The following is a 17,975-nucleotide window of genomic DNA, read 5'->3' on the forward strand; positions in this document are numbered from 1 at the left end:
CCCAACACCGGCTGCATTTAGCAAGTTCCCAAAGGGCTTTAGGAGCAACCGTAGCGTGAGCTTCCCCAACGGGGAAGCCCGTTCCGGTGAAATCCTTTGACAGAGCGCCGGACTTGCGCCAAACCCTGCGCAAGCAGCTGGCACCGAGCGGGTGGCTGCCAAACGGAATGATTGAGATCCCCTTATGACCCAGAAACTGGTCATCGCTGTTTGCACGGCGCAACGGCCGAAAATGCTGCAGGCCTGTCTTTCGAGCCTCGACAAACTGATCCGGCCGGATGGAACCGAGCTGGCAATCGTTGTTGTCGAGAACGATCCGGAGCCATATTTTTCTGGTCAGACGGCGGAAGACACCAAGGCGCGCTATTCGCTGCCGGTGTTTTTCTATCACGAAAGAAGAAAGGGTATCCCATTTGCCCGGAACCTGGCGCTTGAGGCCGCTCTTGAGCAGGATCCGGATTGGATCGCCCTGATCGATGATGATGAGCGCGCGGAACCGGACTGGATCGCAAAGCTGCTTTCCGCATGTGCGGAACACAAGGCCGAAGTCGCAAATGGTCCGGTTCGCCGGATCTATGAAAAACCGGCACCGCATTGGTGGAAGTCGCAGCTGCTGAAACCCCGCCCCACCGGAACCGTGATCACCGAAGCGCCGACCAACAATGTGCTTCTGAGCGCCCGGATTGTTGGCAAGGACGGACTGGGTCTCAGGTTCGATGAACGCCTGACTTTCGGCAGTGAAGACATTGACTTTTTCCGCCGCACACACGCGGCCGGTGCCAAAATGATTTGGGTCGACGATGCCTTTGTCGAGGAAGACATCCCGGCCTCGCGTGTGACCACGGGCCGGCTTTTGAGCCGCATGCACATGGCCGCCACATCTGGTGCCTTCAACATCGTTTTGCGCGAAGGGCGCTGGAAAGCAGCCCTTCATTTCATTCCCAAGAGTTTTCGGCGGATGTTCTTCGGCTCGCTCGCAACACTTGTGGGTTTCGTGATGAAGCCGGTCGCCCGCAAACGTGGTGAAAAACTCTTCTATTACGGTCTCATCCGTTTGATGAAGGGATCAGGCAACCTGCGGGGCCTCCTGGGGCGGGCGCACAATTACTATGACGTGATCGATGGCCACTGACGTGTCGCATGGCTCCCGAAAACTTGCCCATATACATCTCGGCGTTGACGGTGGTGCGGAGAGGTTCTTCGTGCGCCTTTCCCGGGCATTGGCAAAACGCGGTGTGGAGCAGATTGCCTTCATCAGACCCGGCAGGGCGTGGCGCGACGAGCTGGCTGAGCATTGCGAGGTCAGAGAGCTGAAGTTCAGCCGCTCGCACATCAAGCGCCATTTCGTTCGCTGGGGAATCTCGCGGGAAATTCACCATTTCGGCGCAACTGCTACCATGGGGTGGATGAGTCCGGCCAGCAAATGGCTCCCGAAGCCCGGGCCCGACATGCGCACGTTTTTGCGTCTCGGAGACTGGCCTGACGGCTTTCACACCTACGGCAATGTCGGTGACCTGATCGGCAACACGCCTGAAATCATCCGCCAGGCAGTCGAGATGGGTTGGCCCGCCGACAGGGCCCACGTGATCAGCAATTTCGTCGATCCGCTGCCGGAAGATCTGCGGCCGGTCAAACGCGCGGATTTCGACACGCCTCAAGACGCGACGGTGCTGATCGCACTCGGACGTTTCGTTCAACGCAAGCGGTTCGACCTGATCATCCGCGCGCTGCAGCAATTGCCAGATACTGTCCATGCCTGGCTGATCGGTGATGGTGAGCTGCTGGACGACATGAAGGCTCTGGCAACGGAGTGCGGCGTTCTCTCCCGCGTCCATTTCCTCGGCTGGCAACGCGATCCCTCCCCGTTCCTGAAAGCTGCGGACATCCTTGTCTGCCCGACAGACGAGGAACCATTGGGCAACGTCGTCCTGGAAGGCTGGAACGCCGGCCTCCCGGTGGTTGCAACCGCATCCCCTGGACCGAGCTGGCTGATCGAACACGGCAAGACGGGGCTGCTTTCACCCTGTGGAGATGTTGAGGGCTTGGTGGCGTCGATTTCCGGGATTGTGAGCTCAGGTGAATTGCGCGACACGCTCGTTCAAAACGCTGCCCGATATTTGAACGATCAGTATTCTGAAGACAGTATCTGCGATAGATATTTGGAGCTCATGTTGCGCGACTGAATGCCGATTGCTCTAACAAAACTTGGTTTGCACCGGCGTCATTGATGACGAGAGCTCGAACCCAGAACGCCGGGTCCCTTGACCGTCATGTGCTCTGCTCTCGGTGACACGAACGCAAGATGCTTGAATTTTGTTCCAGTTGTGGCAAACAGCAATCGCTCGAGCTGCCTCTAACCCATTCCTGAAGAAAATCTCGAGGTTTCCTTTGTCCAGTCAATCCACAGGGGCGAGCAAGCAGTTCGCCGAGTTGATCACCTGGATTGAAAGACGCGAATTCACCATTGGCATTGTCGGCATGAGATATGTCGGTCTTCCTCTTGCGATTACCACCGTTCAGGAAGGCTTCAATGTCGTCGGCTTCGACATCAACGCAGCGCGGGTCGATCTGCTAAGTGCCGGGCAATCGGCAATTGAGCATATCGACGATGCCATGCTCGATAAGGCTCTGGCAAAAACGGTTTCGGGCAACCAATGACTTTTCGTAGCTTGATCAACCTGACGCGATCCTTGTCGCGGTTCCGACACCGCTCAGCAAACAACGAGAACCAGATCTTTCCTACGTTGAGGCCAGCGCTGAAGCCATCGCAGCAAATCTCAGAGTTGGTCAGCTGATCGTTCTGGAATCAACGTCCTGGCCGGATACGACAGGCGAGCCGGTAAAAACCGATCCTGGAACGTGGTGGATTGACCTGTGGAACGGACTTTTTCCTTGCCCTTTCTCCCGAAAGGGAAGATCCGGGAAACACGCAGTTCGACACGAGAGCGATCCCGAAAGTGGTCGGAGCAGACGAACGGAATTCGCTTGATCTGGCTGAAGCCCTTTGTGGGTCACTTGTTCAGAGAGTCGTTCCGGTTTCCTCGGCCAAAACCGCAGAAGCCGTCAAGTTGACCGAAAACATTTTTCGCTCAGTCAACATCGCACTCGTAAACGAGTTGAAGGTCATTTACGACAAGATGGACGTGGATGTTTGGGAAGTCATAGAGGCGGCAAAAAGCAAGCCATTCGATTTCATGCCCTTTTATCCGGGCCTTGGCGGCCACTGCATCCCGATCGATCCCTTCTATTTGACCTGGAAGGCACACGAATACGAAGTCGCGACCCGCTTTATCGAACTCGCTGGTGAAATCAACACAACGATGCCCTACTACGTTCTGCATCGGCTCTGCTGGGCTCTCGACACAAGATTTTCACGAGGTCTAAACGGCACCAAAATTCTAATTGTCGGAAGGGTATACAAGAAGAATGTCGATGACATCAGAGAAAGCCCTTCGCTGAAACTGATCGAACTCCTGCAGGAACGCGGCAGCCCGATCGAGTACCATGACCCGCATGTGCCTGAAATTGGCTCAACGCGCGCTTACCCGCAACCGTAGGGCTTGAAGTCCCCCCTGACCCCGGAAACACTCGCCGGCTACGATGCTATCTTGATCTCGACCGACCATGACTGTATCGACTGGGAAATGATTGTGGAATGCTCCAAGCTTGTTGTTGCTACGCTGAACGTCTGCGCGCGCAGCGGCCATAAAGGTGAAAAGATTGTCAAGACATAGGTTTCCCTCTCAAACGTTGGTACGCGGATGTTCAGGACGCTGACCCAATCGCAGGCAGAAAGATGAAAGAGCAAAAATCCTGTGTAATCTGTCAGGTTAAAAACAGCGAAGCATATTTACCCGCGTTTCTTGCCAGAAATGCCCAGCTTGTCGATCAAGTCTTTCTGATCGACCACAATTCGAACCGGGATCTCCGAACAATGTCCCGAAGAAATGTGACGGTGATCAGATCTTCGATCGGCTTGTATGCGCTGGACCTTGGCATCAATGCGTTGCTTTCCAACTTGAACCTAAAAAAGGAATTCAAGTGGATTTTCATTTTGGACGTCGATGAATTCTTGCCGTTCGAGAATTCTTCGGAAATTGAACAGTTTTTTGATTTGAATGAAACACATGGCTATATCCACATGCCATGGAAAAACGGAATTCTATCAGATGAAAATCAGTTAGAAATTCATCATGATTCGGTATTTCAGTTTTCCAACTACAACTCCACGGTCACGAAGCTCGCATATAACACCGACAGGACAGGCGAGTTTTGGATACGCCATGGCAACCATTTTGTGTTGCGTCCGCTAGCCCGGTTCCGGGACCTTTTCTTAGGCTCTAGGTTCACCAACACTCAGACGCCACTGTATCATGTGCCATTTCTGAACCCTAAATACTTAAGAGATAAGATCGAAACTAATCCGCAATCTAATTTCTATCGAAAAATCGTTCAAGGTTCTTCGTATTTAACCAACAAATACGGTGAGAATTGGCATCAAGTTGCACTGTCAGACGAAGATCTGTTCTGGTTTGTTCATAACTACCGCATAAAGAAAGAAAAAGACCAGACAGCAGTCAAGGCATCTGATTTTTCGACAACCAAACCGTTCCATTACCTAGGAAAAGATATCTCGTTTTGGTCGGACTACCTAACAAATTGCCCGGAAGGGCGCATGGTTTCCGAGACGCCGCAAGAAAAGCGTTATTTGAACAAACTGCGAAGAAGCTCATGTCTTTATGGCCGGATCCTGAAAAAACATACATCCATAGATGGCGAGGCATGCCTGAGGCTAGTTTAGACATGCACTGTGGACCAAATGCGCCGACTAAACCCAAACGTAGGGTTGGAGTTCTTCGTTCCTTAGCGGCTTGTTATTATGTCTTTGTAAAATTGATGCCAGAACAGCAGGCAGATCATCTTCCAGGCTCGCACAGTAAACCGCATTTCTGCCATCGGAAGACAAAAGCGTTTCCGCTGACCAGCCCGGAAGCGAGGCATCCAAAGACCTACTTCTCACGACAAGCAATACTGGTTTGCGAGCTTCGAGCGCTTCAAACATCACCGCGGTAACCCCTTCGGTAATGACCAAATCTGATTGAACAAGATACTCCGAATGAGATCCTGAAGACGCGTCCAAGACGCCATTTTCAGGGTCAAGCAGATACGCAACATCTTTGGGATACAATCCTCTGCCTTCGGCCCCCTTGTTTGCCTCAGCTACATCTTTTGCTGTCGTCTTGATTCTGACAAGCAAATTGACCGACGGTATGGAGGCAATCGCACTAGCCAACTTTTCGGTGACAACAACAGTCTCGAAGCAGTTTGCAGATATTCCGTGGAATCCCTTGTGCCAGGTAATGTAATTCGGCGCAAAATAAATGGTCTTAGCCGAAGCAGAAGTTGCCTTTGCTTTAGAGAACGATACGACACGCTGTTTCTTTTCGATCTTCTGGGCTGGCGAGTGCTGGTACACTTGGAGCGGAGAACGCGGACGCAGTTTGGTCAGTGATGGCGAACCGTTGTATTGCGCATCTGCGAGGCATTTCACGATCTCACGGCGTGGCGATCTGCCATGAGGAACCAAGCACCCGTGGCTATACATTTCACATTCGACGCCCGCTTCATTCAAGACAGATGCGAAAGCTGCCCGCTCAGTGTTTTGAACGTGATTAAAAACGGCACGGACCGGCGTGCCGTGTCTGTTCAAAAAACGCACCATAGCATCCCGATACGAAAAATAGTCGCGGATCGTGCTTTGCAAATTCTCCCTGATGAATTCATTAAGAGTGTCGTCCGCAGTAAAGGATAAGGCTTCAACGTTGTTCTTATCAGGTATTGGCTTAACCGGAACACGCAGATGATACCGCAACGCATAGGCGTTTTTGCGCTTGATCCATCGAGTGAAAAACAATTTGGTCAAATTGCGCGACTGTTTTTCTTTGGAAAAATTAAAGAAAACCCTGGGTATTTCAGAATGGGCGCTCTCGAGTTTTTTTCCCGAAATCGTTCGAAGGTCCAGCTCATATTTCTTGAAGAAAACATGGCCCGGCTTTAAGGTGCTGGAAAGCACCTCTTCATCTTCACAACCGAGCTCGTCCGCCAGCACTGCAGTCACTTCGGGTGGCGGTAGATCATAAGACTTGCCATCCGTGAGGTAGATCAGTTTCCCGCTGAGCTGTTCACTCATGGCTTCGTTTGCGAAGTACAACATCAGACGAACCGCAAGGATGGAGATTGCCGTTTCGCAAAGCTGATCTGGAAGTGAGTTGCGCACTTGGCCGCGTACATTTTTCAGAATACCCACAATCCGGCTATTTGCGGAAATAGCTTTCTCGTGCCCATAAAGGTCTTCGCCAGACACGAAGTCCGCCCCCTTTTTTTCAAGCTCACTCTTTATGTGAGCTGACCCGGCAATAATCGTGTCTTCGGGCCCTGCCATTGAGAGTGCTTTTCCAATGTCATTGACATCGCAAACTACAATTCCGATCGGAGTCGTCAAAGTTATATTTCCCGCTGTATCGCCTGCAAAATTCCGGTAGCCGTCAAACGCGCAATCAGCCCTTAACCTGAGGGAAGCCTTCGACAACACACCAGAATTTCTGCTACATTAAGCTTTTGTGATAGTCACCCATGTCCGCTTGACCGGCATCAACCAAACCAACAACCCGAATACGCCGACTTTGCCCCTTATAGGCGGCGCGGATTTGAGGCTCAAATGAAAAGTATATTCAAAGCATTCAAACGTTCTGTGCCAGAAAACAAACACGATTCCATAAAAGCAGAGCAACACGACCTGGTCCGTAGCTGGACATCTTCGATTCTAAATTTACCTACGGTCGAGGTACCCGATCCAAAATTTATTGAACATTTCGTTTTGCAACGAACTGACCGCTTCAAAGAATTGGGGGGTGGACCCGCTCTGAGATCCTGGTTTGAAACCGGTGAAACATATCAAATTTCAGATTTTCTGCTCTCACAAAAGAAGCTCGAGACCTTTCTCAATCAGACTATTGATGACCTTGAGCAGGAATGGCGCCTGATTTCCCGAAGCTGCGATCATAAGATCGGGGGCAAATGGGTGTCGATTGGGCCTGGCAACGGAATGTTTGAGATGGTTGCCTATCGGACCAAGAAATATGACCAGTTGCTTCTGATAGATATTGAAACAACAACAGGTAAACATCACCACGGTTTCGAGACCTCTGGGGCAGGATATGCATCTCTTGCGGCGACAAAAAAATTCCTTTTGTCCAATGGATTGAGCAAGGTCGAAATTTCGACATGCAACCCGCACCACGCTAAGCTGCCAGCTTCACGATTTGATTTCCTGATATCCCTCTATTCCATGGGTTTTCATTATCCTATTGAATTTTATGTGGACTATCTCATGGCGAACAGCGCCATTGGCTCACGGGTTGTTCTCGATGTGCGAAAAGAGACCACAAGGGAGGAACTGGACCGTCTCGAAACTTGGTTTTCAAGTACAGTTATAGTAGACCGGCAAAAATCTCAGAGATTACTTTTAACAAGGCAAAATTAGGCTATTAAAAACCATTGAAATAGAAGGATCGACATAATCATGTCAGCACTCTCGGAGCTATCTAGGCAGTACTCCTTTGCCTATTGCTCTTCTTTTGTGCTGCGGCAGTGACCACCGCTTCTACATCTATCAGCTCGCTGCTATTCGTCCTGATGACTTCAATTGTCGGTGCGTCAATATCTTCAATGCGCACATCAAGGCGAACAGGTTGGTCGTAAACCTGCTTCAGACGCCGAGAGGCCTGATGCTGTAAAACAATAGGTCGTTCCAGAAAACTCAAAGGTTCGGAAACCAGCCTTTTCAGGAACCGCTTTTTTTTCTTTGGGTCTTTCTTGCAATAGGCTTCGGGAAGAACCTCAAAACGTGCTCCGCGTGACACGATGTTATTGTGCAGCGCAAACAACAGTAGAACCTGATCCCACACATAGGGATAAGATTTGCAGTACTCCACCCACTCGTCAATAATGCACGTGGTCGTATACGAACGTGAAAAATATACGGCACCGCTTCTGAAATTGTAACCGTCACTCATATAGGCAGCAAGATCAGGAGCATTGCCGGAATAGGTTTTCAACGGCCTGCGAAGTTCGGCGTCGGCATCAAGCCACCAAAAATCTTCATCGTATCGATCGCGGACACTTTTCACAAAGGAAGCCTTGAGTGCACAGCTCTCGACCCAACTTTTTTGAGCGGGCAATCCTTCTATCACAAACCTCACATTTAAGCGCTCCAGGCTTTTTTTCAGGTTTTCTGCCTCGATTTCGTAGGGTGTGTCTTTTGTAAAGAAGCTAGCAACAAACATGGTTTTCTCGATGAGGAACCGGTTATGAGAGGTTAGAGTTTCTGCAATTCACTATTTGAAACAAATCACAAGAATACTCCATCAGCCTTATTCAAAAACTAAGTTTTTCCACGCGCTCTTAAATAAACGTGGCACTTTCCTTTTTCTTCTTGCAAGATGAATCGTTGCTCTTTCAAATTCATCGCCATTGCCTCAATTCCTTCATGCCCAACTACATGCGGATGAACTTCAACAATTATTTTGTTCACAAAAGGTAATTCAAATCTGCCAAGCAAATCAACTTCAGCACCTTCCACATCCATTACAATAACGTTCGAACGCAATTCTTCTAAAACTTCAATCAAACTGTCACATTCAACTGTCTGTTTTGTACCCAAGTCCCGGTTAAACAAGCTCGATGAAATTATATTGTCTGCAAAGTAAAAGTCTGCCTTGCCGGAGTCCGGTGCGACTGCCCTGGCCCTCAATTGAGGGATCAGCCTGTTCAGTGCAAAGTTCTGCTTGATTATATCCTGTGTTCCTGGATTTGGTTCATAGGAAACGATGTTTTTAGTCCCTACAATTCGCGCGCAGGTAAGGCTCACCAGACCTATACCCGCGCCGATTTCGAGCACCCGGTCGCTCTTATCAAGGTATTTCTCAACAAGATATCTCTCATCTTTTTCATAAGAGTCGTCGTAAAGAAATTTAACCAAATCTTTTGGAATAAAGTTTCTGTCTGAATTCAGTTTGAATCCACCCACGTTTACCCGTTTCACTTTCAGAATTTGATACACACGCCTCCTTAACTTAAACAGATCGCACTTTATTTTGTTCATTATTTTACTTTGCATTTTTCTGAACCTGTCCGGTTTCGGCGTATTTGTTCAATGCTAATGTCAGCGAAAATAATTGGCGTCAAGCGCTTCCGAGCGTCAATTGAAATGCGATCCTTGAATGCGCAAAGCTGAACGCTCACTACGCGCAAGGGCAAACGTCATTCGTGAGCGAACTCGAGTGGCCCTGCACAATTTCATTGAAACTGCGGACGGCAAAATCTTGAGTACCGAACCGGATAAGAGCGTCGAGAAAAGAAAAGCACAGTCAAACAATTGGGAAGATCCCACCAGGGTTGACTGCGCCATCGGCTTCAATGATCTACGTCGTCAAGACTTGATCGCAGAAATCCGCCACCCGATCATGTTCAGTCGAACGGCCCATCAATGACGTGCTGCATCGAATAGTTGGTAAGAAGCTTTTCCCGGTGCCACTCCGCTGCCATGGGGGTATTGGCATATTCGTGGAAACATGGAGTTCCGAGTGTATAGTGAAGCAGCTTGGCATCCGGATTCGGGCCAAACTCATCTGGCAGCCAATTCCATTCCATCGAAAGCTCACCGATGAGGTCATCTTCCAGCCAAGTGAAACGATGCAATTGCGCTCCGGTCGCATTCATTACGAACTCTGGTGTCACAACACGGTTCGCCGGATGGGCACAATTCCATAGAACAACACTCGACCAATTTTTCCTTGGGTAGTTTTCGTTCTTTGATCCCAAGTACTTTGTTTGTTGCTTGGTTTCATATTCGTGGTGGACGCAAAGAACCGCTTTTTTTTCATCACGCATGGCGAAGAGTTTGGCGATGTCGTCACGGACAATCATATCGCCATCCAAGAACAACGCCCAGCCATTGTAGTTCATCAGATGCGGAATCAAAAAACGAGTGTAAATAAAATGGTTAGATCCGTCCGTGTGTGTCTCTTGATACGTTGCCAAGTTACGTAGAGACAATGGCGTAACTGCCAGTATATCGCTCGACAGCCGTGTCAGACTGTTGACACAAACGTGATAAGCTACCGCTTCTCTCGGGTCGTAACCAATAAAAATGTTAAGCACTCTGTATGTTCTCCAAGGTCTGAACTTGGCGCGAAACTACTGGCAAAAATTTGAGGAATCAATGCCACAAATCGAAACAGATTTCGCAACTTTCTCACCTGAACTTATATGCCTCGCATCCTTATTGCGTTTGACATCAGAAAGCTCTCAACGGTTTCCTTTGTACTTAAACACGAAAAGAACTCTCGATCTCTACAGCAAGGGCCGGGACCATCTCATAACAATATCCAGCATCCGATTTGTTAACTAAAACTCCTTCAAAGAAGCATTTGTCGAGACAAATTTATATATTCCGATTTCGAAAAGACCTGGATCGGCAAAAAAATGGCACTACCGTTGAAATGAGATTCACTCGTTTGACATAACTCACTCTATCTTCCTCTGAAGATAGATTAGATACTAACGCACTAGCCTAACTCAATGAAAAAACACGAAAAAATAGACATCTCTCTCGTATCCGGTGCACGCCCCGGTCTGCTTCGGGAAACTCTGGAGAGTTTTTACTCCAAGCTGTTCAAGAATTTTGATCTCCAGACCCTTTATGTGAACATTGATCCTTTCGAGGGTGGGCCGGAGGAAGTTGAGACTTGTGAGCTGATTTGCCGGGAATATTTTTCCGAAGTCGTTTCCAGGAAACCGGACAAACCGCATTTTACCAAGGCTGTCAGATGGTTGTGGAGCCGACCCAAGGCCGACTGGTGCTTTCATCTTGAGGACGACTGGGTGCTGAGCCGCGAGGTTTCACTGCAAGAGTTTCACGATGCCCAAAAGAGGAACGTGGCGCAAATCTCGCTGATGACCCGGGAAAAAAACTGGGGCTACAGATCCATGTATCACTATGAACCGAGTCGGTTGACCTTCTTGGGCAGAGACCTTGGCAAAAGCCTCAATAGAAGAAGGCCCATCTTCACAACCAGCCCAAGTTTCGTTCGTCGGGACTTCGCACACCGATGCGCTGAACTCATGAACGACACACTCGATCCCGAGAAGCAACTCAACACTCTTAACCCGGAGCTGAATGCCTATACGGCAGATTTCCGCAACCACTTCATCGGCGCCCGTCGGGAGTTTGTAGCAATCGATATCGGCAGACAGCACAGAGACGAACACGGAATTACAAAAACGGTTATTGACGGCAACAGCGTCTGGACAAACGAAGAGAATTAAGAATGTCCCTGCTGAGGTATGAAATGCAGCAGAGAAAAACCGTGGCTAATTTACAGACAACATCGGAAAAAGGCCGCGTTGGTCAGCTTTCGCTTGCAAAGTAAACGCCTCTGGTTGCGGCTGTCTCAAAATCGAAGCCGAAAAAACTTACCTCCGCGGTATACCAGTCGGCGACGATCTGGATTGATTTTTTGCTGTAAAAATCCTTGTAACTCGCGCCTGCGTTGCGTGATACATTTTTCTGTTTCAAGGTGTTCTCAACCTCAAAATACTGCGCAACTTCCTCTCTCAGGTTTTCCTGGCGAAGAATGTTGACCGCAACCTTGCCGGTTTCATCAACAACATAGTCCATTTGAGGGTACCAGCCGAGGGACGCGCGATGCCAGAAATAGTCCTTTGTTCCCCATTCATGTCTGGTTTCCAGAAATTCCTCGAAGCCCTCGACGGTGAGTTCAAGCTGACGCTCATGCTGACCGCTGGTCTGCAGATAGAACTTGAAACGCGAAAAGGTTCTCGCCCATGGGTTCCGGATCACCGCAAATGGCACGGTTCCTGCCCGGACGGACGTGTCGATATCGCGCAGGCGGGCATGCTCGTATCCGGGGTGCAGGCCTCGTGAGCGCATGTAGTCCAGCAGCCCGTTCGCGTAGGCCTTGCTTTTCAGCCGCCTGCGATGAGCAAGAACAAGTTTGCCGTTGAGTTCCGGCGCTTCGCGAAGCGCCATGCCACCGTTTTTCGGGATATGGATCAACAAGTGCTTCTTTGGGACGATGCCCAGGCGGGCGGGGGCGAATTTCAGGAAGTTTTTAAGCTGGTATTCGTCCATCATCTCGGTCTCATCGGTCCGGCATGCACTGTGGAAAAGCAAGCGCCTGTTGGGTGCCTCTAACGCCGCATGTCAATCTGATGGTGCCTTATCCCAATCTGCCAGGACTGTCCATTCATCGGCTCGCCGTCCAGATTGAACTGGACCGGTTTTTGAGTCTGGATGGTGATGTTGCGGGCTTTTCTTTGGATGAGACCATTGCTCATGCCGTCGACACCCCTGTCCAGAAGGGTTGAGAGGATGTCGATTCCCCGCCCGGATTTCGGAAAAGGCAGGATTGTCAGATCCAGGAAGCCGTCATCGAGTTTGGCCCGCGGACACAGGCGGATACCGCCACCGGCGCGCCGGCCGTTGCCTATGGCCAGGGCGAGGAAAGGCCCTTCCCAGGAGAACCCTTCTGCCTCGATGCGTGCCTCACAGGCTGCCAGCTCCGAAAAGCGATGCAGGCCAGTGAAAAGATAGGCCGCTCCGCCCAGCACCCGTTTGAGATTTGGGTCGGTTTGCGACGTTACCTGTGTGCCAAAACCACCTGTTGCCATGTTGACAAAGACGCAGCCATTCACTTCGCCCACATCCATTGGCTTGGCGCTGGCGCGTGCGGCAAAGCGCAGGCAGGACGGCACATCAGCCGGATCCAGGCGAATGTGGCGGGCAAAATCATTGGCCGTGCCGAGCGGCAAAACGGCAAAGGCAAAGGGCGGTTTTTCACCAGCGGGCAACTCATGCAGGACCGCATCGACAACTTCATGGATCGTTCCGTCGCCGCCACCGCTTACAAGCGTATCGATCTTTTCCTGGGCCTGATCACGCAAGGCTTCCTTCGCCAGCCGCGCCGTGTCACCAGCTTCGAACGTCACCCGCACAGAAACCTCATGCCCCATCGCACGTACAGCCTGCACGGCGGCCCGCACATCGTTGCGGCCAGCCGACTTACCGTTCAGGATCAGACGCAAATGCTGCTTGTCCAAGTCCTTCTCCTTGTTCTGACGACGCGCTGCCGGGGACTAGCCCGGCAACATGGTCTCGCGTTTTGTGCGCGCGGTTCTCGCCTCTTCCATCAGCCATTGCCGGAAGGCCGCAACGACGGGCCGCATGGTCCGACCTTCCGGATAGACAAAGTAATAGGCCGTCTGCTGATCCGGCGACAGATCAAAAAGGCGCACAAGGCGACCTGAAGCCAGTTCCGCTTCAACAAAGAACCTTGGGATGAGCGCCGCTCCGGCGTGGTGGATGGCAGCTTCGGATATCATGACGAACTGTTCGAAACGCGCGCCCTGGAAGGCGGCGTCGGTTTCGACCCCGGCCCGGTCGAACCATTGACGCCACGCAAGCGGACGGGTTGCCAGCTGAAGACGCGGAACGCGGGCAAGATCGGCAGGTGTCCTGATTTGATGCCGGTCGCGAAATGCACGGGAGGCCACGGGAATGACCTCCTCGTCGAAAAGGCGCTCCGCTATCGCGCCTGCCCAGACCGGATCCCCATGATGAATGGCTCCGTCAAACGGCTCTTCGTCAAAGTCGAACGGTTGAAGGCGAACACTCAGATTGAGCCCTGCATCAGGATATCGCCTGACGAACTCGGCAAGCCTGGGTGCGAGCCAGCGCGTTCCGAAGGTTGGAAGCACCGCCAGGTTCAGAACGTCGGCACTGCCGGCATAAGACATCACCTGCCGCGTCGCCGCGGTCATCTGCTCCAGCGCGCCGCGTATGTCATGAAGGTACAGCCGGCCAGCGTCGGTCAGCACGATGCGTTGGCGCACACGCCGAAACAGTTCGACCCCCAGCCTGTCTTCAAGGTGGCGAACCTGCTTTGAAACAGCGCCTTGGGTCAGGTGCAGTTCTTCGGCCGCCCGCGTGAAGCTCAAATGCCGTGCAGCACATTCAAACGCGATCAGGGTGTCCGCCGGTGGGACAAAGGCGCGGCGCATGTGTTTTGCCCTACTTCATTCCATTTCGTCATGAAAGATGGAGCAGCTTTCGCTTTTCTGCAAATGAAATTCCGGCAACACTAGAAAAAACAGAATGACCTAAGCCGATAATCGGCGACAAAAAACGAGGGCCGCGACGAAAGGGCCCGGGAGAGAAAGTATGAATGCACCGGCACATATCAAGTCCTCACCCGCCGGCGGCGGCACCTTCGACTGGCAAGACCCGTTCCACCTTCGGGAGCAGCTGAAAGAAGACGAACAGCTGATCCAGGACACCGCCCGCGCCTATGCTCAGGAGAAGCTTCTGCCACGAGTGATTGATGCCTATAGGGAAGAACAGACTGACCGGTCCATCTTCAACGAAATGGGCGAGCTCGGACTGCTCGGCGTCACCCTGCCGGAGGAGTATGGGTGTGCGGGCGCCTCTTACGTCGCTTACGGCGTTGTCGCGCGGGAAATCGAACGGGTCGATTCCGGCTATCGTTCCATGATGAGCGTCCAATCCTCCCTGGTAATGTATCCGATTTATGCTTACGGCTCGGAGGAGCAACGCCAGAAGTACCTGCCGAAACTGGCAAGCGGCGAATTTGTCGGCTGCTTCGGCCTGACCGAACCAGACGCTGGATCCGACCCGGCCGGCATGCGCACACGCGCAGAAAAGATCGACGGTGGCTACAAGCTCACCGGTTCGAAGATGTGGATTTCCAACTCGCCGATCGCAGATGTCTTCGTTGTCTGGGCGAAGTCGGAGGCCCATGACGGGGCCATCCGCGGCTTCGTGCTTGAAAAGGGCATGAAGGGGCTGAGCGCTCCCAAAATCGGTGGCAAACTTTCCCTGCGCGCCTCTATCACCGGTGAAATCGTGATGGATGGGGTCGAAGTCGGCGAAGATGCCCTGTTGCCAAACGTTTCCGGCCTCAAGGGTCCGTTCGGTTGCCTTAACCGTGCCCGTTACGGCATTGCCTGGGGTTCGATGGGCGCTGCCGAGGACTGCTGGGCGCGCGCTCGCCAGTATGGCCTCGACCGCGAGCAGTTCGGCCGCCCGCTGGCGCAAACCCAGTTGTTCCAGAAGAAACTTGCCGACATGCAGACGGAAATCACGCTCGGCCTGCAGGCGGCACTTCGCGTCGGCCAGCTGTTCGATGCGGGAAGGGTCGCACCGGAAATGATCTCGATCATCAAGCGGAACAACTGTGGCAAGGCGCTGGATATCGCCCGTCAGGCACGTGACATGCATGGCGGCAACGGCATCCAGGAGGAATATCACGTCATGCGTCATTCCCAGAACCTGGAAACCGTGAATACCTATGAAGGCACGCATGATGTTCATGCGCTGATCCTCGGCCGCGCGCAAACCGGCCTGCAGGCATTCTTCTGATAACGTTGAACTTCTTTCCAGCGGGCCTTCAGGCCCGCTTTTTCTTTTTTGAGGAGGCCGTATGGCACAACGGACTGCGGATGTTGTCATCATCGGAGGAGCCGTCATGGGATCCTCGGTTGCCTGCCACCTGGCCCAGCGCGACGATTTTTCCGGTCGCATCGTCGTTGTCGAGGCTGACCCGGCCTATGAGACATGCGCCTCGGCCCGCTCCGCCGCTTCCATTCGGCAACAGTTCTCCTCTGCCATCAATATTGAAATCTCCCTTTACGGGATTCGGTACCTTCGCGAGATCGGCATCAACCTTGCGGTCGACGGTGACATGCCCGCCATTGACCTTCATGAAGGCGGGTACCTCTTTCTGGCAACGCCCGGAAAATCCGGGATCCTTCGAGAAAACCATCAACTGCAGCAAAACCTCGGCGCGGACATAGGCCATTTCGACCAGTCCGGGCTCAAGGAGAAGTTTCCCTGGCTGAACGTGTCGGATCTTGCCTCCGGTTGCCACGGATTGACCGGCGAAGGCTGGTTCGATGGCTATGGCCTCATGCAGGCCTTTCGCAAGAAAGCGAGAGACCTGAGTGTCGAATACATATCCGCAGAGGCCAAGCTCGATAAGGACACGTCCGGCAATTGGCAGGTCAGCCTGTCCAACGGAGAAACGCTCGCAAGCCCGGTCGTTGTAAACTGCGCAGGTGCTTCAGGCGGCCCAGCAATCTGCAAGCAGGCCGGCGTGGAGGTACAGATCGTCCCGAAGAAACGTTGCGTCTTCACCTTTGAATGCCGCGACCGACTTGAAGGCTTTCCCTTGCTGATCGATCCGAGCGGAACCTATGTGCGTCCGGAAGGGACGGGTTACATCTGTGGCTCCGCGCCTCCGGCGGACCAAGATCCCGATTGCACCGATTTCAACGTCGACTATGCCTTGTTCGAGGAACATATCTGGCCGACACTCGCTTCCAGAGTTCCTGCATTTGAAGCGATCAAACCAGGTGCCGCCTGGGCAGGCACTTATGACATGAACCTCTTCGACCACAACGCCTTTGTCGGCAGCGTGCCTGGCCTGGACGGCTTTTTCCTTGCGCTCGGCTTTTCCGGTCACGGTCTGCAACAATCGCCGGCAGTCGGACGGGGGTTGGCAGAGCTGATCGCGAGCGGGGCCTACCAGACACTTGATCTTTCGCCCCTGTCCTACGACCGGCTTCTTTCCAACGCCCCAATCGTCGAGAAGAATGTCGTCTGACAATCAGATGTCTTATTCAGCCACGAGAAGCGGAACGACGGGTTCCTCTTCAACTTGACCGGTTTGAGATTTTGCCACCTTGGCAAAGTCCTGAGCATGAACGGGAATAATGTCCGCTCCGGCATTGGCTGCACGATTTTGCGCGGCGATGGTATCGCTGTCAGCCACGGCCCAGTCGATTGCCTGCGACAGCGTCTCCTTCAGAGCCGCCTGGATCCGCGCAACGCGGATCTTGTCCGGTTCGAATGGCGGAGATTCGTGCCGTAGGTAGGCTCGCTGTGCGAGAAGCATCGTCAGAGCATGAACACCGTTTTCCGGGCTGCCGAAAGTACGCGTGATGAAACCGCCTCTGGTCTGCTCATCAACGCTGAGCGAATAGCCCTCGCGGCCGCGAAAAGACCCGGCAAAAAGATGCTTCAGATCCGGAGCGCAGGAGGTGCCCCCGGCGGTGCCGATGCTCACCAGCGGAAGGCCGGTGCTGGTCACGCCTCTGATATGAGTTCGCATGGACTTGCAATCGAGAAGAACGACGGTTCCATGCTTTTCCAGAAGCCTGCCGACCTGCTTGCCCAAAGCATTGTGGTAAGGCTCGTAGAACAGCAGTGATCTCTGCTCTATCTCGGTCGGACCGGGATCTTCCCCTTCCTGATAGAGTCGCTTGCCGTCCAGCGTGGTGAGCGGGCACAGGCCCCTACCAAGCGCAGATCCGTTGCCATGGAAGACAGGTTCTTCGTCGAGATCTATGACGTACCGCGAGACGGTGGACGTTACCAGGGTCGCATCCAGCTCCTCGCGAATTCCGAACACCCGCTCCAGCCGCCATGCCAAATCGACCTGAAGACGCCCGGTTGCGTTCAGTCGCTTGCCGACGACTTCAGGTATTTCCGTGCCGCTGTGGGGCAGACACAGAATGAGGGGGCTTTGCCCTTCTTCAACCAGGATCATGCTGTAACGCTTTACTCAAAAATACCAATTGGTCTTTAATTTGAATAATTTACTTAACGGAAACAAGACGTTTTCTTGACAGTCGAAAAACAGGTGAACGTCTAAACCCACTCTCTCTCGGAATTTTATTCTATATAAATCAGCCACTTATCGTGCCTTTACCAACTCCAAAGATACTACCTCCAACACTCGCGGTGGTTTGTTGCGCACACAAATATTTGAACGAACCTGCAATTTTCAGTCGAGTTTCAGCTCCCTCGACCAATG

At 52.4% G+C, this 17,975-nt stretch carries 16 protein-coding genes and 1 pseudogene; 9 read left to right on the forward strand and 8 right to left on the reverse strand.

Annotation, left to right across the window (positions count from 1 at the left end; all coding sequences use genetic code 11):
• Nucleotides 1-184: 184 nt before the first annotated feature.
• The 4 genes and pseudogenes from ABLO27_RS13085 (at nucleotide 185) to ABLO27_RS13100 (ending at nucleotide 4,801) form a co-directional block, all read left to right on the forward strand.
• Nucleotides 185-1,132 (forward strand): glycosyltransferase family 2 protein, encoded by a 948-nt coding sequence (locus ABLO27_RS13085; protein ID WP_353033355.1) that lies wholly within the window; start codon nucleotides 185-187, stop codon nucleotides 1,130-1,132.
• Complete coding sequence (locus ABLO27_RS13090; protein WP_353033356.1) at nucleotides 1,122-2,183, forward strand: glycosyltransferase; 1,062 nt, start codon at nucleotides 1,122-1,124, stop codon at nucleotides 2,181-2,183. The genes ABLO27_RS13085 and ABLO27_RS13090 overlap by 11 nt, the downstream gene beginning before the upstream one ends.
• Before the next feature lie 295 nt (nucleotides 2,184-2,478).
• A pseudogene (locus tag ABLO27_RS13095) lies at nucleotides 2,479-3,734 on the forward strand (nucleotide sugar dehydrogenase).
• 62 nt (nucleotides 3,735-3,796) lie between these two features.
• Entirely contained in the window at nucleotides 3,797-4,801 is a 1,005-nt protein-coding gene (locus ABLO27_RS13100) for a glycosyltransferase family 2 protein (protein ID WP_353033357.1), read from the forward strand.
• A 27-nt stretch (nucleotides 4,802-4,828) separates the two neighbouring features.
• Here ABLO27_RS13100 and ABLO27_RS13105 read toward each other — a convergent pair whose 3' ends face one another.
• Nucleotides 4,829-6,502 (reverse strand): hypothetical protein, encoded by a 1,674-nt coding sequence (locus tag ABLO27_RS13105; protein ID WP_353033358.1) that lies wholly within the window; start codon nucleotides 6,500-6,502, stop codon nucleotides 4,829-4,831.
• Between the two features lie 216 nt (nucleotides 6,503-6,718).
• Here ABLO27_RS13105 and ABLO27_RS13110 point away from each other — a divergent pair, with 216 nt between their 5' ends.
• On the forward strand, nucleotides 6,719-7,543 hold the full coding sequence (locus ABLO27_RS13110; protein WP_353033359.1) for a hypothetical protein: 825 nt from the start codon (nucleotides 6,719-6,721) through the stop codon (nucleotides 7,541-7,543).
• 61 nt (nucleotides 7,544-7,604) lie between these two features.
• Here the strand turns inward: ABLO27_RS13110 and ABLO27_RS13115 are convergent, their stop codons facing one another.
• A complete protein-coding gene (locus ABLO27_RS13115) occupies nucleotides 7,605-8,345 on the reverse strand; it encodes a putative nucleotide-diphospho-sugar transferase (RefSeq protein ID WP_353033360.1) in 741 nt (246 codons plus the stop codon).
• A gap of 98 nt (nucleotides 8,346-8,443) precedes the next feature.
• Complete coding sequence (locus tag ABLO27_RS13120) at nucleotides 8,444-9,121, reverse strand: FkbM family methyltransferase (protein WP_353033361.1); 678 nt, start codon at nucleotides 9,119-9,121, stop codon at nucleotides 8,444-8,446.
• 160 nt (nucleotides 9,122-9,281) lie between these two features.
• Here ABLO27_RS13120 and ABLO27_RS13125 point away from each other — a divergent pair, with 160 nt between their 5' ends.
• Nucleotides 9,282-9,551, forward strand: coding sequence for a hypothetical protein (locus ABLO27_RS13125; RefSeq protein WP_353033362.1), 270 nt, complete (start codon nucleotides 9,282-9,284; stop codon nucleotides 9,549-9,551).
• On the opposite strand, the gene ABLO27_RS13130 is transcribed toward ABLO27_RS13125, so the two are convergent.
• On the reverse strand, nucleotides 9,529-10,221 hold the full coding sequence (locus ABLO27_RS13130; protein WP_353033363.1) for a glycosyltransferase: 693 nt from the start codon (nucleotides 10,219-10,221) through the stop codon (nucleotides 9,529-9,531). The two genes, ABLO27_RS13125 and ABLO27_RS13130, sit on opposite strands and share 23 nt — an antisense overlap.
• A 420-nt stretch (nucleotides 10,222-10,641) precedes the next feature.
• Here ABLO27_RS13130 and ABLO27_RS13135 point away from each other — a divergent pair, with 420 nt between their 5' ends.
• Nucleotides 10,642-11,388 carry a hypothetical protein gene (locus tag ABLO27_RS13135; protein ID WP_353033364.1) on the forward strand — a complete coding sequence of 249 codons (747 nt, stop codon included), beginning with the start codon at nucleotides 10,642-10,644 and terminating at the stop codon, nucleotides 11,386-11,388.
• Nucleotides 11,389-11,470: 82 nt separating this feature from the next.
• On the opposite strand, the gene ABLO27_RS13140 is transcribed toward ABLO27_RS13135, so the two are convergent.
• The 3 genes from ABLO27_RS13140 to gcvA are packed head-to-tail and all read right to left on the reverse strand — an operon-like array spanning nucleotide 11,471 to nucleotide 14,142.
• Entirely contained in the window at nucleotides 11,471-12,217 is a 747-nt protein-coding gene (locus tag ABLO27_RS13140) for a sulfotransferase family 2 domain-containing protein (RefSeq protein ID WP_353033365.1), read from the reverse strand.
• A gap of 56 nt (nucleotides 12,218-12,273) precedes the next feature.
• Entirely contained in the window at nucleotides 12,274-13,182 is a 909-nt protein-coding gene (gene yegS / locus ABLO27_RS13145) for a lipid kinase YegS (RefSeq protein ID WP_353033366.1), read from the reverse strand.
• 36 nt (nucleotides 13,183-13,218) lie between these two features.
• Complete coding sequence (gene gcvA / locus ABLO27_RS13150; protein ID WP_353033367.1) at nucleotides 13,219-14,142, reverse strand: transcriptional regulator GcvA; 924 nt, start codon at nucleotides 14,140-14,142, stop codon at nucleotides 13,219-13,221.
• A 160-nt stretch (nucleotides 14,143-14,302) separates the two neighbouring features.
• On the opposite strand from gcvA, the gene ABLO27_RS13155 reads away from it, so the two are divergent.
• Both ABLO27_RS13155 and ABLO27_RS13160 read left to right on the forward strand, forming a co-directional pair.
• Complete coding sequence (locus ABLO27_RS13155; protein WP_353033368.1) at nucleotides 14,303-15,520, forward strand: acyl-CoA dehydrogenase; 1,218 nt, start codon at nucleotides 14,303-14,305, stop codon at nucleotides 15,518-15,520.
• A 61-nt stretch (nucleotides 15,521-15,581) separates the two neighbouring features.
• Nucleotides 15,582-16,763: an NAD(P)/FAD-dependent oxidoreductase gene (locus ABLO27_RS13160; protein ID WP_353033369.1), complete on the forward strand. Its 1,182-nt coding sequence runs from the start codon at nucleotides 15,582-15,584 to the stop codon at nucleotides 16,761-16,763.
• 12 nt (nucleotides 16,764-16,775) lie between these two features.
• Here ABLO27_RS13160 and ABLO27_RS13165 read toward each other — a convergent pair whose 3' ends face one another.
• The gene (locus ABLO27_RS13165; protein ID WP_353033370.1) at nucleotides 16,776-17,708 is read right to left on the reverse strand and encodes an N-formylglutamate amidohydrolase; all 933 of its coding nucleotides are present in this window, start codon (nucleotides 17,706-17,708) and stop codon (nucleotides 16,776-16,778) included.
• Between the last annotated feature and the right edge of the window lie 267 nt (nucleotides 17,709-17,975).

The sequence above is a fragment of the Roseibium sp. SCP15 genome, from assembly GCF_040329435.1.
Classification (GTDB): Bacteria; Pseudomonadota; Alphaproteobacteria; order Rhizobiales; family Stappiaceae; genus Roseibium.

What these genes read in the sequence shown, in the direction of transcription:
- ABLO27_RS13085 (WP_353033355.1), top strand. Translation starts at nt 185, where the DNA reads ATGACCCAGAAACTGGTCATCGCTGTTTGCACGGCGCAACGGCCGAAA.
- ABLO27_RS13090 (WP_353033356.1), top strand. Translation starts at nt 1,122, where the DNA reads ATGGCCACTGACGTGTCGCATGGCTCCCGAAAACTTGCCCATATACAT.
- ABLO27_RS13100 (WP_353033357.1), top strand. Translation starts at nt 3,797, where the DNA reads ATGAAAGAGCAAAAATCCTGTGTAATCTGTCAGGTTAAAAACAGCGAA.
- ABLO27_RS13110 (WP_353033359.1), top strand. Translation starts at nt 6,719, where the DNA reads ATGAAAAGTATATTCAAAGCATTCAAACGTTCTGTGCCAGAAAACAAA.
- ABLO27_RS13115 (WP_353033360.1), bottom strand. Translation starts at nt 8,345, where the DNA reads ATGTTTGTTGCTAGCTTCTTTACAAAAGACACACCCTACGAAATCGAG.
- ABLO27_RS13125 (WP_353033362.1), top strand. Translation starts at nt 9,282, where the DNA reads ATGCGCAAAGCTGAACGCTCACTACGCGCAAGGGCAAACGTCATTCGT.
- ABLO27_RS13135 (WP_353033364.1), top strand. Translation starts at nt 10,642, where the DNA reads ATGAAAAAACACGAAAAAATAGACATCTCTCTCGTATCCGGTGCACGC.
- ABLO27_RS13140 (WP_353033365.1), bottom strand. Translation starts at nt 12,217, where the DNA reads ATGATGGACGAATACCAGCTTAAAAACTTCCTGAAATTCGCCCCCGCC.
- gcvA (WP_353033367.1), bottom strand. Translation starts at nt 14,142, where the DNA reads ATGCGCCGCGCCTTTGTCCCACCGGCGGACACCCTGATCGCGTTTGAA.
- ABLO27_RS13155 (WP_353033368.1), top strand. Translation starts at nt 14,303, where the DNA reads ATGAATGCACCGGCACATATCAAGTCCTCACCCGCCGGCGGCGGCACC.
- ABLO27_RS13160 (WP_353033369.1), top strand. Translation starts at nt 15,582, where the DNA reads ATGGCACAACGGACTGCGGATGTTGTCATCATCGGAGGAGCCGTCATG.
- ABLO27_RS13165 (WP_353033370.1), bottom strand. Translation starts at nt 17,708, where the DNA reads ATGATCCTGGTTGAAGAAGGGCAAAGCCCCCTCATTCTGTGTCTGCCC.